The organism is Streptomyces sp. NPDC047085 (assembly GCF_040643735.1).
Lineage (GTDB): Bacteria > Actinomycetota > Actinomycetes > Streptomycetales > Streptomycetaceae > Streptomyces.
Map to the genome: position 1 here is coordinate 327,499 of NZ_JBEYUW010000010.1, position 17,207 is coordinate 344,705.

17 protein-coding genes, 2 pseudogenes and 1 CRISPR repeat array are annotated in these 17,207 nt (G+C 69.1%); of the genes and pseudogenes, 16 read left to right on the forward strand and 3 right to left on the reverse strand.

Annotation, left to right across the window (positions count from 1 at the left end):
• Positions 1 to 60: 60 nt before the first annotated feature.
• The gene (locus ABZ865_RS30435) at positions 61 to 729 is read right to left on the reverse strand and encodes a TetR/AcrR family transcriptional regulator C-terminal domain-containing protein (RefSeq protein WP_361237230.1); all 669 of its coding nucleotides are present in this window, start codon (positions 727 to 729) and stop codon (positions 61 to 63) included.
• A gap of 57 nt (positions 730 to 786) precedes the next feature.
• On the opposite strand from ABZ865_RS30435, the pseudogene ABZ865_RS30440 reads away from it, so the two are divergent.
• From ABZ865_RS30440 to ABZ865_RS30455, 4 genes and pseudogenes are all read left to right on the forward strand, one after another.
• A pseudogene (locus ABZ865_RS30440) lies at positions 787 to 2,236 on the forward strand (MFS transporter).
• Positions 2,233 to 2,637, forward strand: coding sequence for a cupin (locus ABZ865_RS30445; RefSeq protein ID WP_361237233.1), 405 nt, complete (start codon positions 2,233 to 2,235; stop codon positions 2,635 to 2,637). The pseudogene ABZ865_RS30440 and the gene ABZ865_RS30445 overlap by 4 nt, the downstream one beginning before the upstream one ends.
• A gap of 211 nt (positions 2,638 to 2,848) precedes the next feature.
• On the forward strand, positions 2,849 to 3,490 hold the full coding sequence (locus ABZ865_RS30450; RefSeq protein ID WP_361237236.1) for a hypothetical protein: 642 nt from the start codon (positions 2,849 to 2,851) through the stop codon (positions 3,488 to 3,490).
• A gap of 62 nt (positions 3,491 to 3,552) precedes the next feature.
• The gene (locus ABZ865_RS30455; protein WP_361237238.1) at positions 3,553 to 3,810 is read left to right on the forward strand and encodes a hypothetical protein; all 258 of its coding nucleotides are present in this window, start codon (positions 3,553 to 3,555) and stop codon (positions 3,808 to 3,810) included.
• 231 nt (positions 3,811 to 4,041) lie between these two features.
• Here ABZ865_RS30455 and ABZ865_RS30460 read toward each other — a convergent pair whose 3' ends face one another.
• Positions 4,042 to 4,257 (reverse strand): hypothetical protein, encoded by a 216-nt coding sequence (locus ABZ865_RS30460; protein WP_361237241.1) that lies wholly within the window; start codon positions 4,255 to 4,257, stop codon positions 4,042 to 4,044.
• Between the two features lie 74 nt (positions 4,258 to 4,331).
• Between ABZ865_RS30460 and ABZ865_RS30465 the strand changes: the two are divergent.
• The 5 genes and pseudogenes from ABZ865_RS30465 to ABZ865_RS30485 form a co-directional block, all read left to right on the forward strand.
• Positions 4,332 to 4,580: pseudogene (locus ABZ865_RS30465) on the forward strand (hypothetical protein); the annotation flags it as partial.
• Between the two features lie 2 nt (positions 4,581 to 4,582).
• A complete protein-coding gene (locus ABZ865_RS30470; RefSeq protein ID WP_361237244.1) occupies positions 4,583 to 4,936 on the forward strand; it encodes a hypothetical protein in 354 nt (117 codons plus the stop codon).
• The gene (locus tag ABZ865_RS30475) at positions 4,933 to 5,370 is read left to right on the forward strand and encodes an NUDIX domain-containing protein (protein WP_361237247.1); all 438 of its coding nucleotides are present in this window, start codon (positions 4,933 to 4,935) and stop codon (positions 5,368 to 5,370) included. Before ABZ865_RS30470 ends, ABZ865_RS30475 begins: the two co-directional genes overlap by 4 nt.
• Positions 5,371 to 5,783: 413 nt before the next feature.
• The gene (locus ABZ865_RS30480; protein ID WP_361237250.1) at positions 5,784 to 6,434 is read left to right on the forward strand and encodes a hypothetical protein; all 651 of its coding nucleotides are present in this window, start codon (positions 5,784 to 5,786) and stop codon (positions 6,432 to 6,434) included.
• Positions 6,435 to 6,989: 555 nt separating this feature from the next.
• Positions 6,990 to 7,163 carry a hypothetical protein gene (locus ABZ865_RS30485; protein ID WP_361237253.1) on the forward strand — a complete coding sequence of 58 codons (174 nt, stop codon included), beginning with the start codon at positions 6,990 to 6,992 and terminating at the stop codon, positions 7,161 to 7,163.
• Positions 7,164 to 7,254: 91 nt separating this feature from the next.
• Here ABZ865_RS30485 and ABZ865_RS30490 read toward each other — a convergent pair whose 3' ends face one another.
• Positions 7,255 to 7,608 carry a MerR family transcriptional regulator gene (locus ABZ865_RS30490; RefSeq protein WP_361237256.1) on the reverse strand — a complete coding sequence of 118 codons (354 nt, stop codon included), beginning with the start codon at positions 7,606 to 7,608 and terminating at the stop codon, positions 7,255 to 7,257.
• 108 nt (positions 7,609 to 7,716) lie between these two features.
• On the opposite strand from ABZ865_RS30490, the gene ABZ865_RS30495 reads away from it, so the two are divergent.
• The 7 genes from ABZ865_RS30495 to ABZ865_RS30525 all read left to right on the forward strand — a co-directional run.
• Entirely contained in the window at positions 7,717 to 8,502 is a 786-nt protein-coding gene (locus tag ABZ865_RS30495) for an amidohydrolase family protein (protein ID WP_361237258.1), read from the forward strand.
• 394 nt (positions 8,503 to 8,896) lie between these two features.
• A CRISPR array of direct repeats spans positions 8,897 to 9,169; the repeat unit is 29 nt; unit sequence CGGTTCAACTCCGCGTGCGCGGAGCGCTC.
• A 264-nt stretch (positions 9,170 to 9,433) separates the two neighbouring features.
• Positions 9,434 to 12,334 carry a CRISPR-associated helicase Cas3' gene (cas3, locus tag ABZ865_RS30500; protein WP_361237261.1) on the forward strand — a complete coding sequence of 967 codons (2,901 nt, stop codon included), beginning with the start codon at positions 9,434 to 9,436 and terminating at the stop codon, positions 12,332 to 12,334.
• A gap of 220 nt (positions 12,335 to 12,554) precedes the next feature.
• Positions 12,555 to 14,129 carry a type I-E CRISPR-associated protein Cse1/CasA gene (gene casA, locus ABZ865_RS30505; RefSeq protein WP_361237264.1) on the forward strand — a complete coding sequence of 525 codons (1,575 nt, stop codon included), beginning with the start codon at positions 12,555 to 12,557 and terminating at the stop codon, positions 14,127 to 14,129.
• Positions 14,116 to 14,709: a type I-E CRISPR-associated protein Cse2/CasB gene (casB, locus tag ABZ865_RS30510; RefSeq protein WP_361237267.1), complete on the forward strand. Its 594-nt coding sequence runs from the start codon at positions 14,116 to 14,118 to the stop codon at positions 14,707 to 14,709. Before casA ends, casB begins: the two co-directional genes overlap by 14 nt.
• Positions 14,709 to 15,890: a type I-E CRISPR-associated protein Cas7/Cse4/CasC gene (gene cas7e, locus ABZ865_RS30515; protein ID WP_361237270.1), complete on the forward strand. Its 1,182-nt coding sequence runs from the start codon at positions 14,709 to 14,711 to the stop codon at positions 15,888 to 15,890. The genes casB and cas7e overlap by 1 nt, the downstream gene beginning before the upstream one ends.
• Positions 15,887 to 16,678, forward strand: a complete 792-nt coding sequence (gene cas5e / locus ABZ865_RS30520; RefSeq protein ID WP_361237273.1) for a type I-E CRISPR-associated protein Cas5/CasD — start codon at positions 15,887 to 15,889, stop codon at positions 16,676 to 16,678. Before cas7e ends, cas5e begins: the two co-directional genes overlap by 4 nt.
• On the forward strand, positions 16,675 to 17,207 hold a 533-nt coding region (locus tag ABZ865_RS30525; protein WP_361237276.1), incomplete at its 3' end, for a type I-E CRISPR-associated protein Cas6/Cse3/CasE. The genes cas5e and ABZ865_RS30525, both read left to right, overlap by 4 nt.

Consider the following 17,207-nt stretch of genomic DNA (forward strand, 5'->3'; position numbering starts at 1 on the left):
TGCGGGCAGAGGCGTTGGCATCGTATCGGCGCTCGGGCAGGTATGAAGTGAATGCGCAGGTTAACGGGGAGTCAGGAGGCCGTCCACCAGGGCTCGGAGCCCCTCCAGGTAGGTGTCCTCGGCGGTCAGCGGCGCCCACTGGTCGGCGACCTGTGCCAAGCGGGGTAGCTCGCTCGGGTCGAGACCGGCGAAGGCTCGCTCCCGGTAGGTAGGACGGTCATCGTCTTTGCGCCGCCGGGCCGCTGTTGTCCGGACCACGATCTCTCCGGCGGTGTAGTACCAGATTGCGCGGTACCCGTGTACGGCTCGCTCGGGAGGCAGGCCACATTCGACCAGGCCATCGACGATCTGCTCGACAAACCACAGGGCGGATGTGGACATCAGGTCGTCGGCGGTCAGCACCTCCACGATCCAGGGGCAGGCGGCGAGCGCCTCGTGGATCGTGGCAGCGGCGACGACGATCCGCTCGCGCGGCTGGGCAGGCAGTTCGGGCCGGCGCAGCGTCCGCGAGGCGTAGTCGTCCAGCAGCAGGACGAGCAGTTCTTCCTTGTTGCGGACGTGGTGGTAGAGCGCCATCGGCGTACTGCCGATCTCTGTGGCCAGCCGCCGCATGGTCAGCCGGTCCACGCCTTCCGTATCCACGATCCGGCGGGCCGTCTCGACGACCTCCTCGCGGGAGATGCGGGGAGGTCGGCCGAGGATTTTGCGCGGTGCGGACGATTGCGGCATGCCCTCATCATCCCCCAGGTGTCGACAGCAGCGATCCTCTGAGGGTACTTTCCTTACATGTATAAAAACTCGCGAGGGCGCCCCGGAGTGGTGCTGGCGGCGGCGGCCGTCGCCCAGTTCGTCTTCGCCCTGGACATGTCGGTGGTCAACGTCGCACTGCCTGCGATCCGCACCGCGTTGGGGTTCGCGCCGCTCGACCTGTCGTGGGTCGTGCACGTCTACGCGCTCACATTCGGCGGACTCCTGTTACTGGGGGGCCGCGCATGCGACCTGTACGGTCACCGTCGGCTGTTCGTGCTGGGTTTGGCCGTCTTCGGGCTGTGCTCGCTGGCGGGCGGGCTGGCCCAAGCGCCCTGGCAACTGATCGCCGCCCGTGCCGGTCAAGGGCTGGGCGCTGCCGTAGCCGCCCCGGCCGCGCTGGGGATGCTCACCACCACCTTCCCTGAGGGCCCTCGGCGAGTCCGGGCGCTCGGGGTGTGGAGCGGGGTGAACGCCGCGGGGGGAGCGCTGGGCGTGCTGGCGGGTGGGCTGTTGACCGAGTACATAGGTTGGCGCTGGGTGATGCTGATCAATCTGCCCATCGTGGCGGTGGCTCTCGCGCTGGTTCTCGCAGGCGTGCCCGCCGAAGCACGCCCCGACCGGCGCGAGAGGCTGGACGTGCTCGGCGCCGTCCTGGCGACCGGCGGAGTCGGGCTGCTGGTGTTCGGTGTGGTCCGCACCGACGCCCAAGGGTGGGGCTCCCCGTCCACGTTGGCGATGCTCGTCGCCGCGGCCGCGCTCCTGATCGCCTTCGTCTTCGCCGAATCCGGGGCTCCCGCACCGCTATTGCGCCTCGGCCTGCTGCGCAGCCGCTGGGTCGCCGGCGCCAACGTACTGGTATTCCTGGCCGCGGCTGGGCAGTTCGCGGCGTTCTACTTCGTGTCTCTGTACATGCAGCAGGTCCTGGGCATGGGTGCCGCAGCGACTGGCACCGCGTTCCTGCCCTTCTCCGCGGGCCTGGTCGCGGGCACCCTCGTCACGACCCACGTCACCACGGCACGCACCCCCCCGAGCTGCCCTAGTACCCGGCGCTCTGCTGGCCGCCGCGGGCCTGGCCTGGTTCGCCTTTATTAGTCCCGACGGCGGCTTTCTCACCGACGTGCTCGGCCCATCCCTGATGACCAGCATCGGCACCGGACTTGTCCTGGCCCCGGTCGCCGCCGCCGCGACCACCGGCGTCGCCGCGCGCGAGGCCGGCATGGCCTCCGGCCTCTTCAACAGCTCCCGCCAACTCGGCGGCTGCATCGGCCTGGCCGCCCTGGCCACCATCGCCGCACACCACACCGGCACGGCCACCGACCCCGCCGCGCTCAACGACGGCTACGCCCTGGGCCTGGCCGTCGCCGCCTCCCTCTTCGTGCTCGCGGCCATCGTGGCGATCGGCGTTCTGCCCCGCCGCCGAGCCGAAGCACCTGACCCGCGACCCGCCGCCCCCGCAGAGAACCGACTGGAAGGAACGCCGTCATGACGACGACACCCATCTCATCCATCGACCTGTTCGCCTCGGCACTGCACATCCACCCCGACGGCGACGTCCGAGTCGCCGAACGGCGGATGACGAGCAGCGACTCCGGCGCCTGGCAGATCGCGACGTTCCACGTGGAGACCGACGCCGACGTCCACGCTGACCACTGGGAGATGCACCCGGAGGCCGAGGAGGCGGTGTGCTGTCTGACCGGCGGCGTCCGCCTCTACTTCCGTCCCGCCAGGCCCGGCGGCGGCAAGGACATGGTGCAGTTGCAGGCAGGCACCGCCGTGATCATCCCCCGCGGCCGCTGGCACCGGCTGGAACTGGACGCCCCCAGCGACCTGATGTCGATCACCCTTCGCCACGGCACCCGCCTCGAAAAGCGCACCGACACTCGCTGACTGCAGAGGGCCCGGCCGACCCTGCTGTCGGGCCCCCTGCGGCGACTGTTCGGGAGAACGGCGGTCGCCACGAGATGGCTGGTCGTTGATTCGCCTCCCCTGGGTCCGTCCGACCCGGGGTAGGACCACGGGCGTGATCCTCAATGTCATCAGTCGGGGCGAGCGATCTTGGGGAATAGTGCACGGTCGGAATAACCCCCTCCCGCCAGTAGTGCTGGGCCTTCAGACCGGGTGCTGCCCGGAGGTCGCCTCCGGCCGGCACCTCATCTACGGGCGCGAGTTCAAAAACGCCTTCGACGAGGACGGCAACCACCACTCCGCCGGGCGCCTGCGCGAGGTGCCCTGGGTGGCGATCCCTCCAGTGGCGCGGGCGATCCGCGTGCTGGAGAAGATCGCCCCGGCCGAAGGGCTGGTCTTCGACGCCTCCACGCACACCTTCGTGAACACCCCCACGCCCAGCACGACCTCCCTGCGCTATTCGGGGCTGCGCACGCGCATCGAGGCCTTCGTCGCATGGGCCTCCCGCTGGCCCTGCGCCTGGGACGGGAAGGCGAGGTCATTCCCGACGATCCGCACGGCGCGATCGGTCTGGCCCGGTTTCGCCGCACCCTGGCCTGGCACATCGCACGCCGTCCGGGCGGCCTGGTGGCGCTGGCCATCCAGTACGGGCACATGCGCACCGCGGTCAGCGGCGGGTACGCCGCCCGCGGCCGCGACGGGATCCACCAGCTGCTGGGACATCGAAACCGCCCGGGCCGCCGCCGACACCCTCACCACCATCCATGACGACCTCGCCCGCCGGGTGGGCATCTCCGGTCCGGCCGCGCGCCGCGCGATCCACGCCGCGGCGTAGGCGCCGGCCTTCGCCGGGTCGATCCGCACCCACCGCCAGGCCCGCGACAAAGGCCGGATGACATGGCACTGAGCCATCAGCAGCGCGACCAGATCGAGCGGCGCATCCGCGCGGCTGTCGACCGGCTGCTGGCGGGGCAGATCCCGCCCGGCGGCGCCTGCGACGTCAAGACGCTCGCCCGCGAGGCGGGCGTCTCCCGCGCCTCTCTCTATCGGACCTGGGGCCACCTCAAGGACGAGTTCGAAAATCGGCCGGGCAGCCGCCTGGGCAGCGGGCCGGCAGCCCGACCCGCGCGCGGCCCGCATCGCCCGGCTGCGTGATCTCAACCAGCGGCTCACCGGAAAGCTCGCCCGCACCCACACCGAGCGCAGCTCAGGGAGCGTCACCGGCATCTGCTGTCGGTCCTGGCCGCCAAGGACGACGAGCTCCAGCGGCTCCGCCGCGAGAAGAGTACATTCAGCCGCGAACTCCCGACCCTGGCAACCGACATGGGTCAGGGGACGACGCCAGGAGCGTCATCCCCTTGCCCCGCCGCTGAGCTCCTATGTCCTTCAGCGACAGATCCAGTAGCTGTCGCGGGCCGAGTGCATGCGTCGCTCGCCAGTAGGGCTGGTCACCACGACGTTGCCCTCCTCATAGGAGAGCCGGTCGCCCGCTGCGACGAACACCGGCCCGTCCAGTTCGACCTGGAAGTCGGAGTGCAGCAGAAACTCGCTGATCAGCAGCATTCGCGGCACCGGGGTGATCCCGTCGGCATTCACTCGCATGAGCCGAGCATTCCGGACGGACCGGTGCCGCCGCGACAGGTTTTGAGGTTCAGGCAGGCACTGATGCCACCTAGATACCCTCGCTCTCGTCTCCGCAGGCACCCCTTGGACCACACCACTAGGAGGAACCAGCGTCATACCCGCAACGGCTCACCCCCGAGGAGAAGCTCGCCGACGCGAAGAAGCAGCTGAGCCTCCCGCATATCGTCGTGATCTGCGGCTCCACCCGCTTCATGACCGAGATGAACGAGGCCGATCTGCGGGAGACCAAAGCCGGAAAGATTGTCGTAAAACCGGGCATTGACATGAAGTCGCCGCACGAACAGTGAAGTCTTCCTGGTACGCGCTGACCGCCACCTACCGCCCCGACCAGCTGGGCGGCCTGCCCCTGGAGCACTTCCACCAGGCCCTGATCGCCGAAGGCGCGACCGAGTTCGACATACCCAATTCCACCAGGCCCCTGAACCAGCTGCCGCTCCACCAGCACCCCTCCCACCTGTTCCCCGGCTACCCGAACACCCGTCCCCGCTACCGAGCCGGTGACTTCCCCGTGGCCGAGCACGCCCACACGCACACGATCAAGCTTCCTGTCTGGCACCGTGAGCAGGATCTGAAGCTGGCCGAGCAGTACGTCCGCGCGGCCAGGAAGGTCAGCGAACACCACAAGGAGCTGCTGTGACCGTTACCTCCGACCTCGCTCTGTCTTTGGCCAAGGAGGCCGAAGCCAACGGCATCACCAGCTTCGTGGCCGCCGCCGTGGTCACCGACGCCGACCGCGTCCTCCTGGTCCGGCGCAACGCGGACGACTACATGGGCGGCCTGTGGGAGATCCCTTCGGGGAAGGTCGAGCCGGGCGAGACCATTGTCGACGCGGCCCGCCGCGAGACACGGGAGGAGACCGGCCTGACCGTCTGCTCCGTGGACCGCTACCTCGGGCACTTCGACTACGAGAACAGCCGAGGCACGACAACCCGTCAGTTCAACTTCGCCGTCACCGTCGCCGAAACCGGGCCGGTCATCCTGACCGAGCACGACATGCACCAGTGGGCGGCCCTCGCCGGCGACCTGCCGGGCGTCACCGACGGCGTACGCAAGATCCTGGCCAGCGTATAGAACAACCGAATGATGTCGCCCGACACCACAGCCGCCTGAGCCCGACGCGAAGGACTGGTGTTCCTTCCCTCGAGGGAAAGAACACCAGTCCTTCCGCCCTCACCTCGAATAGCCGGACGCCCTTGTCCCGCCCACTCATCGATGTCGATGTCCACTCCGCGAGCGTAAATCCAACTGCGTCAGCCGGACCGGGTTCCAGAAGAAACGGCCCCGGTCCCGCACCCGTTCGCCCGGACCCTGTCAGGGGCACGGTTCTCCTCCGCGGGCAGCCCCTGGCAGGACATCCGGGATGCCGGCCAATAGCCAGCCCCTTCGAGCAGCGCTCCCGCCTCGCCCAGGCCGCTGCCCAGGGCGACGGGCAGCCACACTGATTTCGTTGGCCTTTGCGAGATCTCCCCTGTACACCACGTGGTATGGGGATATGGACCGACGCCTTCATCGCGCCCGCCGAGCCGGCTCTGTTGTCCCGGGAAGACTTCGGGCAGCTCGTGGTCGACCTGGCGCGGGAGCGCGTGGTGTGCACGCCCTGGGCGCTGCTGGCGGGTGAGCTCTGTGTCAACGCGAGTCTGAACTGGGAGAGCGTCAGCGGGCAGGCCCGCTGGGACAACCCTGACGTCGGCACCGTCCTGTGCTCCGACGAACGCCCCGAAGGCCTGCGGGACAACGATCCGCCGCCGTGGGGCGACTCGCACGAGCGTGCCCGTCTCCTCGCCCGCGGTGACGCCGTTCTCGACGTGCTGCCGGCCCTGCTGCAGGCGCCGTACGGGGAGGTGGACGTCGCGGTCGTCTTTCACCACCTCGACTTCACCAACCGTGCGATCGTCGATCACTTCCAGTTCGAGGACACACGGACGATGCTCGTCGCCTACTCCCTGGCCCGCCCGCAGAACCGCCCGCTGTCCACAAACGACGGCTGGGCCCCCGGCCGGCCCGTGCACCCTGTGCGCACCTGCCTGGTGCACACCTTCAAATTCGCGATCGAGGACGGCCCGCTTCCGCCCCTCGCGTCCATCGCCGCCCGGCACTTCGGCCCAGACCTGGTCAACGGTGAGACCTGGGGCTGAGCAGCGACTCGAGCCACCTTGCAGCGCTGCCCTGGTTCGACGCCGATCCAGCAGGGCCGGTGAAGTGCCCTGCCTGCGGCCCTGGTCGGCTGGACGGCTCACCCCCGCCCAGGCGGGGGTGAGTCGATGGACGTGTTCCCGGTCAAGGCCACCGGTGTGTCCTCCCTGCGCGGGCGGCGGTGAGCGAGCCGTGCCGTTGCATGTCAGCTAGCGCTTGGCCATGCTCTATGGGCATGACGGCGATGGGGGTCGTCCGCAATCCCGGAGAACATACGCCAGACAGAGCGCGAGCTGACCTCGATCGCTGCACCGGCCGCGCAGTTCGCCCTGGACCGCCGTGCCTTCGTGATCTCCGGGCTCGCGAGTGGATTCAGAGTCGTGTCAGTTCTTGGGCTCCTGACTGTGCTGTAATTTGCGTTCGGCTACCCCCAACCCGGGGCGAGCGGTCTCGCGGCCACTCTGGCGATCTTCACCGGATGGGGAATCCTTGCAGGGCTCGCGACCGGCCTGAGCCGGACAGCGTGGGGGCACTTCGTCATCGCCCGCACTTACCTCGTGGCACGCGGCCAGGTTCCGAAGGACCTCATGGAGGTCCTGCAGGACGCACACGAACACCGCGGTGTCCTCCTGCGGGTCGGCTCGGTGTACCAATTCCGGCACATCGAGCTGCAACGCCACCTCGCCCGCCAGTACTGGGAAGGCCGCATCCGTTCCGGCCCGCCCGGCTAGCACACCGCCCACCCCGGTGGACTGCCACGCCATGACCGGAGCGTCGGCCGCCTGTCGTCAAACGATCGTCAGTCTCGGGCACCGGCTTTGGTCAGCCGGCTCGTTCGGTGAGCGCGATGGCCTGTTGCAGTGTCTGCCGTGCCCGAGCCAGTTCGTCCGCGCGTTGATCAAGACGGGCGAGCTGGGTGCGCAGGGTGTCCACCACTCCCGGGCATGGCCGCAGTGAACCATCGGCGAGTGCGCAGGGCAGCACCTGCCGGATCACGTGGGTTGGTAGTCCCGCAGCCAACAGGGCGCGGACTTGCGCGACTGTCTGCTCGGCATCGTCGTCGTAGTCGCGGTAGCCGTTGACCTGACGCCTCGGCGTCAGCAGCCCGACGCGTTCGTAGTAGCGAAGCCGGCGCTCGCTCGTCCCGGTCCGCCTCGCCAACTGTCCGATCAGCATCCGTGCCCTTGTCTCTCCGGTGAACTTGACCTTCCCACGGTGTCAATGTTCAACACTGGGCGCGCGGTTGTACTTCCCCCGAATCGCTGCCCTGACCAGGAGAAGCCAGTGATCATCGATGCGCACAGCCATGTCCACGACCCCCTGCACACCCACGTCGGCCTGCTGGATGAAGCAGGAGTGGATCGCGCTGTCCTGTTCGCCACCCGGCCACATCCGGAACGGGCCGGCGACCTGGCCTCGTTGCGACGCGAGATGAACGCACTGGCCGGTGCGGTCGCCGGCCGCGCCGACGGCCGCGACGGCTACCAGATTGCGTGGCAGGAACTCGACGCCGCTGTCGCAACGCATCCTGACCGGTTCATCGGCTTCCGTTCCCTCAGGCTCGACCTGCCCGCGGAGCAGATCGCCGCGGATGTCGAACGAGACGTGGTCGGCCGGGGCTTTTGCGGCATCGGTGAGCTGACCCCGCCCCCCGGCCAGGCCGGCCGGATAGAGCCGGTCCTGCGCGCGGCCGCCGATCACGGCCGGCTCCCGGTGGTCGTGCACGGAGCCGCACCGACCACCGAGGGCGACCTGACCGCCCTGGCCCACCTCGCGCGCCGCTATCCGACCGTTCCCCTGGTGATCAGCCAACTCGGCGGCCAGCACTGGCTGACCGCGATCGAGGTGGTACGGGACGCCCCGAACATGTTCCTGGAGCTTTCGACGGCCGACATCATCTTCGCAGTCCGACTGGCGATCAACGAAGTACCCGACCGCACGCTCTTTGGCTCGGACGCCCCCTACGGCGACCCGGTGCTCTCCCGCATGACCGTCGAACGCGTCACCCGCCCAGGAACACTGCGCGACCGCGTCCTCGGCGACACCCTCGCCGAGCTGCTTGGACTCTGAACAGCACGCACGGCTCGCTGATCGAGTCCACCGTGATGCTCTGCGACCGGAGCACGCCAAGTGGATCAGAGCCGAATCAGCAGTTGGCCCATACCGCCGACGGCGCACTGCCGGCCCGGGATCGTGGACTACCTGCCCGCCTTATTACTTCTCGCTTGGTTGTCTGGGATCTTTCTCAGTTGACTGTCACTCGGTAAGCCTTGCTGAAATGCGTTGTTAAGGGCTGCGGTGTGACATGAGATGAGAGATGGTTTTGACAAAGGGTGCAAAGACGCAAGACATCTGAGTGCAACTTCCTTAGGAGAGATGCTCCTGCCAAGCACGGCTGGTGCCGTAGCCGCTCTCCTTGTGGACGGAATGCCTTGACTCGCCTCGGAGGTCAGGTAAGCATCCACGGTTCGTCTCCGCGTGTGCGGGGCGCTCTGGGCGCGTACAACGGCGAGCGTGTGCGGGGTCGGTTCAACTCCACGTGCGCGGAGCGTTCTTGGGGGTGAACTCGTATAGTTCGGGGTCGGCCGGTTCAACTCCGCGTGCGCGGAGCGCTCGAGATCGCCTCCCAGGCCCTCAGCGAGGTCTACGGTTCAACTCCGCGTGCGCGGAGCGCTCTCCATGCCCGCCCACACCAGATGGACCACCGCCGGTTCAACTCCGCGTGCGCGGAGCGCTCCCTTGCTCACCTGCAGCTATGTGGCGACTTTGCACACTCTTGACTTCGGCATCGTGCTGTCTGCCCGAGTGATCCAGCGTGGATGCGGTGGTCAGTCGGGCGCCGCCTGGACCCTCTCCTCGCGGCCGGGCGGTGACACATCTGGCAACGAAGGTTCACTCGGGCGAGCGGTGATCGGCGGGGAGCGGACTGTTGGTGGTCGGTGCTGGGGTAGGGGAGGAGCCGTTCAGTTATTCGGCTGCTGGCAGGAGGTTCGGCTCGGGCATGGGAGTTGTGGAGGAGAGTCGTTTCGGGGGGCTGGACCTGGGTTTGTGGGGTAAGTACTGCAAGCGGCATGGGGTGATCTATCCGGTGCTGTTTCACATGCTGGATGTGGCGGCGGTGGCCGGGGAGTTGTGGGATCGGCTGCTGGTGGTGTCACAGCGTGCGCTTATCGCGTCCGGTCTCGGACTGACGGAAGCCGAGGCGCGGTGTGTGGTGATGTTCATCGCTGGCTTGCACGATGTCGGGAAAGTAAGCCGGTTTCAGGCGTGTGAGCCCGTGCCGTGGGCGCGGGTGGGGGATGGGCTGCGTGCTGACACCAACCGCTGGCGGTTGATGCGGCACGAGCGTGCCTCCATGCATGTGTTGGTGGGTCTTCTCGCGGAACTGGGCTACGGTCTGCGAGGCGATGCCGGTCCGGCTGTGCGGATGGCGCAGATCGCGGGCGGCCATCACGGGCGTTTCCTTCAGGTCGATGTGCATGGCGCGGCCAGCCGGGGGCGGGTGCAGGTGGAGCTGGGAGGCCGGCTGTGGCAGCAGGAGCGGCGCCGGTATGTGGCCCAGCTGCAGTATCTGACCGGCGCGCACGCGGTGCCGGACCGTGTCTCCGCGCCGGCGGCGGTGCTGATGACGGGGTTGGTGATGGTCGCGGACCGGCTGGCCAGCCAGCAGCGCGTGTGGCTGCCCAGAGCGTTGATGCCGGCCTACGGAGCGGCTGAACATTTCGCCTGGGCACGCTGGATGGCTGAAGGCGTGGTGGCGCAGTCGCGGCTGGCAAGGGTGGAGCTGCCGCCACGGCCTTTCACCGCAGCCCACGTGGGACTGCGCTGGCCCAACGCCCTGCAGGTATCGGTCCTTGAGGATCTGGCACAGGCAGCAGGCGCCAGAGGAACCGGAATCATGGTGATTGCTGACGGGACCGGGGCGGGCAAGACAGTCACCGCGTACGAGGCGTCCCGGATCTTCAACTCTGCTTGTGGCACACGCGGTATCAGCTACTTGCAGCCCACCACGGCCACGGCCGACGCCACGTACGCCAGCCTGGCTGCCTACATTGCGGCTCACCGCCCCACCCCGGCGGCGCTGACGCTGGTGCACAACCACAGCTGGTGCAACGCCGCCTACTCCGACGAGATGCTTGCCCCAGGCGATGCGTCGACCTGTACCAGCGACGATCCCCACTGGGACGAAGACGTCGGTGACGGGGAGGAGCTGTATTCCGGCTCTGGGGACGGCCAGGGGGAGCGGCGGTGGCTACCGGACGGGTGGGTGCGTGGCTGGGACAGGGCCCTGCTGGCTCAGTTCACGGTGGCCACCGTCGACCAGGCGCTGATGACGGTACTGCCCGTGCGTCACAATGCCCTGCGCATGCTGGCCTTTTCCGGCCGGTGCGTCGTCGTCGACGAGGTACACGCGCTCAGCCCCTACAGCCGCCGCATCCTGAAGCGGCTGCTGCACTGGCGCGGGGCGCTGGGCACCCCCGTGATCCTCTTGTCGGCGACCCTGCCCGGACAGGTGGCGCGGGAGCTGCTGCACGCCTATCTGACCGGCTGCGGTCACCCGCGTCATGAGCTGCTGTCGCGTGACTTCACTGTGCCCTATCCGGGATGGCTGTATGCCGAAGCCGCCACCGCCCGTACCACCGTCATCGACGACACACGGCGGCAGGAACATGTGGCGGCGCAGCAGCGCGCCCTTCGTGTGCGTCTGAGGCCGGTGTACGACCGGCGCCTGGGCAGGCAGCCTCGTCGGGTCAAAGCGGGGGAGCGGCTGGCGCGCATCGCCGCAGCGATCAGTCCGGTGGCCCAGCACGGTGGATGCGGCGTCGTCGTGTGCGCCACCGTCGCCGACGCCCAGGACACCTACCGATACCTGAAACGGGCACTGAGCTGGCCCGATGGGACCGATGAGCTGAGGTTGCTGCACGCCCGCTTTCCGGGTCACCACCTGGAAAAGGCTCTGGACCGCACCCGCGAGCAGCTCGGCCCCACCGGGCCGCGCCCTGACAGGCTGGTCGTGGTGACCACCAGTCTGCTGGAGCTGAGCTTGAACATCGACGCCGATGTGATGGTCAGCGATCTGGCCTCACTGGCCCGCCTGATCCAACGTGCGGGCCGGCTGTGGCGCTTCGAGCACGCCTGGCAGCAGGACCGGCCGCCGGGTGTGCAGCAGAGACCGGCATGGATTCGCGCCCGTGGCGCGCACCTGACCGTGCTCGATCCCGTGGATGCCGGCCGCTGCACCGAGCTGCCCGATGCCTGGCACGGTACCGACAGCCCCTACCTGCAGCACGCCACCGCCCACCTGCTGAAGCAGCCCGACCACCGCTGCCTGAACCTGCCCGGGCAGGCCCATCAACTCATCGAACTCATCCACCAGTCCGGGCGACCCGCGACATGGTCACCGCACCTGGCCGCCCTGTACGAGCAGCAGCAGGCGGCCGACCGGACAGAGGAACACGCCAGCACCGTCCACCTTGTCCCGCCGCACGACCGCATCGCCTCACTTGCCGATCTGCACCGCCAGCAGCTGACCGCCGCCACGGCCGCGACCCGCCCCAACGACCGTCCCCGCCGCGTGCTGGCCGTCCATCACCACCCTGACAGGTCCCCCACGCTCGACCGAGCCGGCCACATCCTGCTGCCGCAAGGGCCTCGGCTGCGGCCTTCCGAGATCCGCACCGTCCTGCAGCACACCGTGCCCGTGCCCACCACCTGGGTCGCCGACCGCAACGTCCGGCACCAGGCACCCGATGCCTGGCAGCAGCACCCGCTCCTGGCCGACCTCGTCCTTCTCCCACAGGAGGCACAGCAGCCACAGGCCCTACAACTGGGCCGCCACCAACTCCAGATGGACGACGAACTCGGCCTGATCCACGACGAACTGCCCACCACCGCGTCATGAAGATCCGGTAGGCCCAGCGGCACTCAAGAACGGCGACACATCACCTTCAGCATCTCTGCTCGCTCTGCGACGCCGTCTCTCCCGCCCCGCACAAGCCGCCCAAGGCCCCAACACCTCCCAGCGCGCGGGAGAACACCGAACCCCCTGCTCGCGCCTGAAACATCCGCATGCTTCCCGCCACGCGCCCCAGTCCCGTGATGACACAAGGGTGAGATGCCCCATGCCGTCCCCCAGCTACCGCATCGACCTGCGGCCCTGCATCCCGGTGCGCTGCAGGTCGCGCACCGAATACGTAGGCCTGCGAGCCCTGTTCGCGAACGCGCACCACATCGATGACCTGGCGCTGCCCCTGCCGCCCGCCCATTCCGGGCTCCTGCGGATCCTGGCGGCGATCACCGCACGGATCACCGCTCTGGACGACCCGGCCATGCCGATCGACGACTGGCTGGAGCACCGACAGCGCTGCCTGGAACGGCCAGACGGATTCCCGGCCAAGACCGTGCACGACTACTTCGACGCCTACGACTTCGACCTGTTCGGTGTGCGCCCCTGGCTGCAGGACCCGGCCCTGGCCGATCAGTGCCCCCAAAGCAGCGGCATCAACGCCCTCGTGTTCGGCCGGCCATCAGGCAACAACCTGGCCTGGTTCAGCACCCACACCGACACCAACCCCCAACCCCTGCCCGCCCGCGAAGCTCTCTGGCACCTGGTGGCCTACCACTACTACGGGCCCGCAGGCCGGTGCGCGACCCGGAATGTCGATTCCCTGAAAAGCGGCCGGGGCCAAGCAGGCCCACTGCGCTCCACCGTCTCCTTCCACCCCCACGGCCGCACGCTCCACGAGACCCTTCTACTACACCAAAGCCCCTACCGAGGCGACGGCCAACTCCCCGGCGCCGACGCCTGCCCCTGGGAGGAGCCCGCAGCGCCCGACCCGCTGCGGCCGCCGCCGGAGGTGACCTGGCCCGCCCGCCTGCTCACCGGCCGCTCTATGCACGCAGCCCTGCTGATCCCCGACCCCAGCGGGCACTATGCCACCGACGCCTACCTGACGTGGGCCACCCAGCACCCCAGGCTCAAGGCCACCGACCCCTACCTCATCTACGATCCCGATCCGGACGCGCCCGCAGAGCCCCGCACCCCGCGCCGCGCAGACGCCGACCGCGCCCTGTGGCGGGACCTCGACGCGATGCTGCTCGCAGGCGACGAGAGCCAGCCCGGCCGCCGGCCCGAAGCCTTCACCACCCTCAACAGCCTGCCCGAACCGGCCCGCAGCCAACTACGGGTACGCGTGTGCGGCTTCGACCAGGAAGGCCGCGTCAACAACCGGATCTGGTACACCGCACTGACCCCGCCGATCTGGCCGTGGGCCCAGGAACACGACCCGGACAAGGCCTCCCGGATCGCCGAATGCCGGCAGGCCGCCGAGAGCATGGCTGGCGTGCTCTACGAGGCCGTCGGACGCGCCTGGCACGAGACCAACCGCCTCGGCTCCAGCACCGCCGCCTGGCGCAAGGCCGCCCGGCGCAGTCCCTGGCCACGACAGGCGCTGGCCGCCTACTGGCCGCGCGCGGAGGACGCCTTCTGGCAGCTGATCGACGACGACCGCCACGCTAGAGGCGTCTTCGCCGCGGAAGCCATCAACGCCCTGCTCCAGGCCACCGCCTCGGCCCTGAACCACTTCACCCAGGCCGGCCCCGCCCTGGCCCGCGCCCTGCAAGCCCTGCGAGCAGCAGGCGCCGCCCCCGACGACACCACCACACCGGCACCGGGAGCTGTGCATGCCCAGCCGTGACGAATACCGCCTGCACTACGACACCTTCGTCACCCACATCCGAGACCTGTGCAGCACCCCCCGCATCCGCCGCCTGCTGGAAAACGGCCGCGGCAAACCCGTCACCGACTGCCCCGACATGGACAAGTACCTGATCAAACCGTCCCACGGGTTCGGTGCACGGCGCGCCCACTACACCATCGCCTCCCTCATCGCCCAGGAACGCCCAGCCCCCGACTGGACACCCCCCACCGCGTCCACCGCCCCTTCCCCGCCCAAGGACACCGAACCCAGAACCCCGAGCACCCACTGGCACACGCGCCCCAACCTCGGCCGCACCCTGGCCGGGACGGCACACACTCACCCCCACACGGGCGGCGGCCTGGAACGTGACCTGCAGGTACTGACCCGCCTGTCCACCGACCAGCTGCACCGCCGCCTGCCGCACGTCGTCGGACGCCTGCTCAAACTCGGCGCCCGGTGCGACTTCGCCGTACTGCTGGAAGACCTCGCCCACTGGGACTGGGCCCGCCCCGAGGTCTCCGGCCGCTGGCGCAACGGCTTCTACCTGACAGCTCCCGAGACCCTCCCGGAGGACTGATGCCCGACCGCTTCATCGACCTGCACATCACCGAGCACCGCCCACCGTCCTGTCTGAACCGAGGCGAATACAACGAACCCAAAACCTTCACCATCGGCAACGCCCCGCGCGCCACGGTCAGTTCACAAAACCAACGACGCAACTGGCGAAAGGAGTTGGAAGGCGAACTCGACGAACCGACCGCTCGTACCCGTCTGCTCCCGCCGCGCGTTGCACAGGCGCTGCGCGAGGCCGACTGGCCCGCCGACCTCGCGCACTTCGCCGCCGGCCAGGTCGCCCGCTCTGCCACCGGCAAGGGCCTGGAGACCAACCCGAAGGAAGACCACCGCACCCAGGCCATGCTCCTGGTCGCCGCCAGCTCCATCGTCGACGACCTCGCCGCGATCTGCTCCCGCAACCGCCCGGCGCTCGAAAAGGGCCTGGCCGAGCTCCTGGCAGCGAAAGACGACCCAACGGGCAAAAAGCACGGAGCCAAGAAGCCGCCGCCACCTCTTCTGCCGGTAAAAGAGGTGGCCGAATGCCTCACCCGCCGTACCGCAACCATCGGTCTCTTCGGCCGTATGCTCGCCGGCCTCAACGACGCCGACGTCACCAGCGCGGTGCAGACCGCACCGGCGTTCACCACCCACAGCAGCGACCTGCAGCCGGACTTCTTCACCGCCTGCGAGGACTGGCCCGCCCCGGGAGACCGAGGCAGCGCCCACCTGGACACCACGTTCCTGACCACCGGCGTCTTCTACCGATTCACCACCGTCAACCTCACCGACCTGACCCGCAACCTCAACGACGACCACCACGAAGCCCAGCGCCTGCTCGGCCTGTTCATCCGCGCATTCATCCTCACCGTGCCGCAGGCCAAGAAGACCTCCACAGCACCGCACACCGTGCCCGACCTGGTCGCCTACGCCGTGCGCGAGCGCCGCCCCGTCAGCTACGCCGGCGCCTTCGAACAACCCGTCAAGGCCGCTGCCCACGGCGGATACCTTCTGCCCTCCTACCAGACCCTCGACGCCCACGCCGGCATCCTCAACCGGCTGATCGGCACCACGCACCTGCTCGGCCACGGCTACGCCACCGCCCAGCCCAGCGACGCCGCCCACCTCGGCACCCGCCACGACAGCTTCGACACCCTCATCGACGCCGCCCTCACCCACACCGCCCAGCCGCAGGCAGCAGCATGAACGGAATGCTGCTGCGCATCGCCGGCCCTCTGGCCTCCTTCGGCACCAGCGCCGCCTTCCACGACCGCGACACCGCCGCACACCCCACCCGCTCAGCGCTGATCGGCATGTTCGCCGCCTGCGCCGGCCGCCCCCGCACCACCGCACTGGCCCCCTTCACCGACCTGCCCGACCGGCCCAGCTACCACGACCTGACCTTCACCATCCGCACCGACCGGCCAGGCACCCGCCACACCGACTTCCACACCGTCGGCGGCGGCCACCCCCGCGAAGAACAACTACACACCAGCAGCGGCACCCGCCGCCCCCCCGACCAGTCCACCCTCGTCTCCCGCCGCCACTACCTCACCGACCCCGTCTTCACCATCGCCGTCACCGGCCCAGCTCCGCTTCTCGAACGCATCGCCCACCACCTCGAGCACCCCCGCTACGCCCCCTACCTCGGACGCCGCAACTGCATCCCCACCGAACCCCTCGTCCTGGCCACCCGCGTAAGCGACCCGGTCGACGAACTCCTGACCCGCGTCCCCCTCAGCCTCGCCCACCCACCACCCCCGCACGCCACCACCGTCACCGTCGACTTCATCTGGGAACACCCACCCCCCGCACCCGCGGCCCGCGAACACCAACTCACCGACATCCCCGAGGACTTCACCCGCGACCAGCGCAGCCACCGCCTACGCAGCCTGTGGCACACCCGACATCCACTGCCCGCCTCCCTCTACGCAGGCCCCCAGACCCTGGAAAAACTCGCCGCCTACATGCACCCGGAGCAGGAGCAGGCATGACTCCCACCGCAACCCTCACCCGCATCCACCTCAACCTCGCCGAACGGACCGTGCGCCGCGACCTCGCCGACCGCAACCAGCTCCACAAGACACTGATGCGCCTGACTCCCGGCACCCCCAGCCCGCACCCACGCCGCGACGCCGGCCTCCTCTTCCGCCTGGACCCCGACGCCCACCAGCCCACCCTGCTCATCCAGTCCACACAGCCACCACGCCTTCACCGGCTGCCCACCCGCTACGGCACCGCTGAAACCCGCGACCTCACCCCCATGTTCAACGCGCTCCAGCCGGGCCTGCGCCTGCGCTACCGCATCACCGCAGCCCCTGTCCGCTGCGTGCCCGGCCCGGCCTACGGCCAACGCCCCGACGGCACCCTGCTGCGCCGGCGCGGCACACCCACCCCCCTGCACGGCGAGGAGGCCCTGGCCTGGTGGCAGCGCCGCGCCACCGGCGCCGGCCTCGACCTGGAAGACGCCAGCCTCACCCCCTGCACCTTCGAATGCCCCCCACGCTCCGCCCACCCCGACGC

Excerpts from the sequence above, each read along its gene's own strand:
- ABZ865_RS30445 (WP_361237233.1), top strand. The coding sequence starts at position 2,233 with ATGACGACGACACCCATCTCATCCATCGACCTGTTCGCCTCGGCACTG.
- cas7e (WP_361237270.1), top strand. The coding sequence starts at position 14,709 with ATGCCCGACCGCTTCATCGACCTGCACATCACCGAGCACCGCCCACCG.
- casA (WP_361237264.1), top strand. The coding sequence starts at position 12,555 with ATGCCGTCCCCCAGCTACCGCATCGACCTGCGGCCCTGCATCCCGGTG.
- casB (WP_361237267.1), top strand. The coding sequence starts at position 14,116 with ATGCCCAGCCGTGACGAATACCGCCTGCACTACGACACCTTCGTCACC.
- ABZ865_RS30460 (WP_361237241.1), bottom strand. The coding sequence starts at position 4,257 with ATGCGAGTGAATGCCGACGGGATCACCCCGGTGCCGCGAATGCTGCTG.
- ABZ865_RS30490 (WP_361237256.1), bottom strand. The coding sequence starts at position 7,608 with ATGCTGATCGGACAGTTGGCGAGGCGGACCGGGACGAGCGAGCGCCGG.
- cas5e (WP_361237273.1), top strand. The coding sequence starts at position 15,887 with ATGAACGGAATGCTGCTGCGCATCGCCGGCCCTCTGGCCTCCTTCGGC.
- ABZ865_RS30435 (WP_361237230.1), bottom strand. The coding sequence starts at position 729 with ATGCCGCAATCGTCCGCACCGCGCAAAATCCTCGGCCGACCTCCCCGC.
- ABZ865_RS30480 (WP_361237250.1), top strand. The coding sequence starts at position 5,784 with ATGGGGATATGGACCGACGCCTTCATCGCGCCCGCCGAGCCGGCTCTG.
- cas3 (WP_361237261.1), top strand. The coding sequence starts at position 9,434 with ATGGGAGTTGTGGAGGAGAGTCGTTTCGGGGGGCTGGACCTGGGTTTG.
- ABZ865_RS30455 (WP_361237238.1), top strand. The coding sequence starts at position 3,553 with ATGGCACTGAGCCATCAGCAGCGCGACCAGATCGAGCGGCGCATCCGC.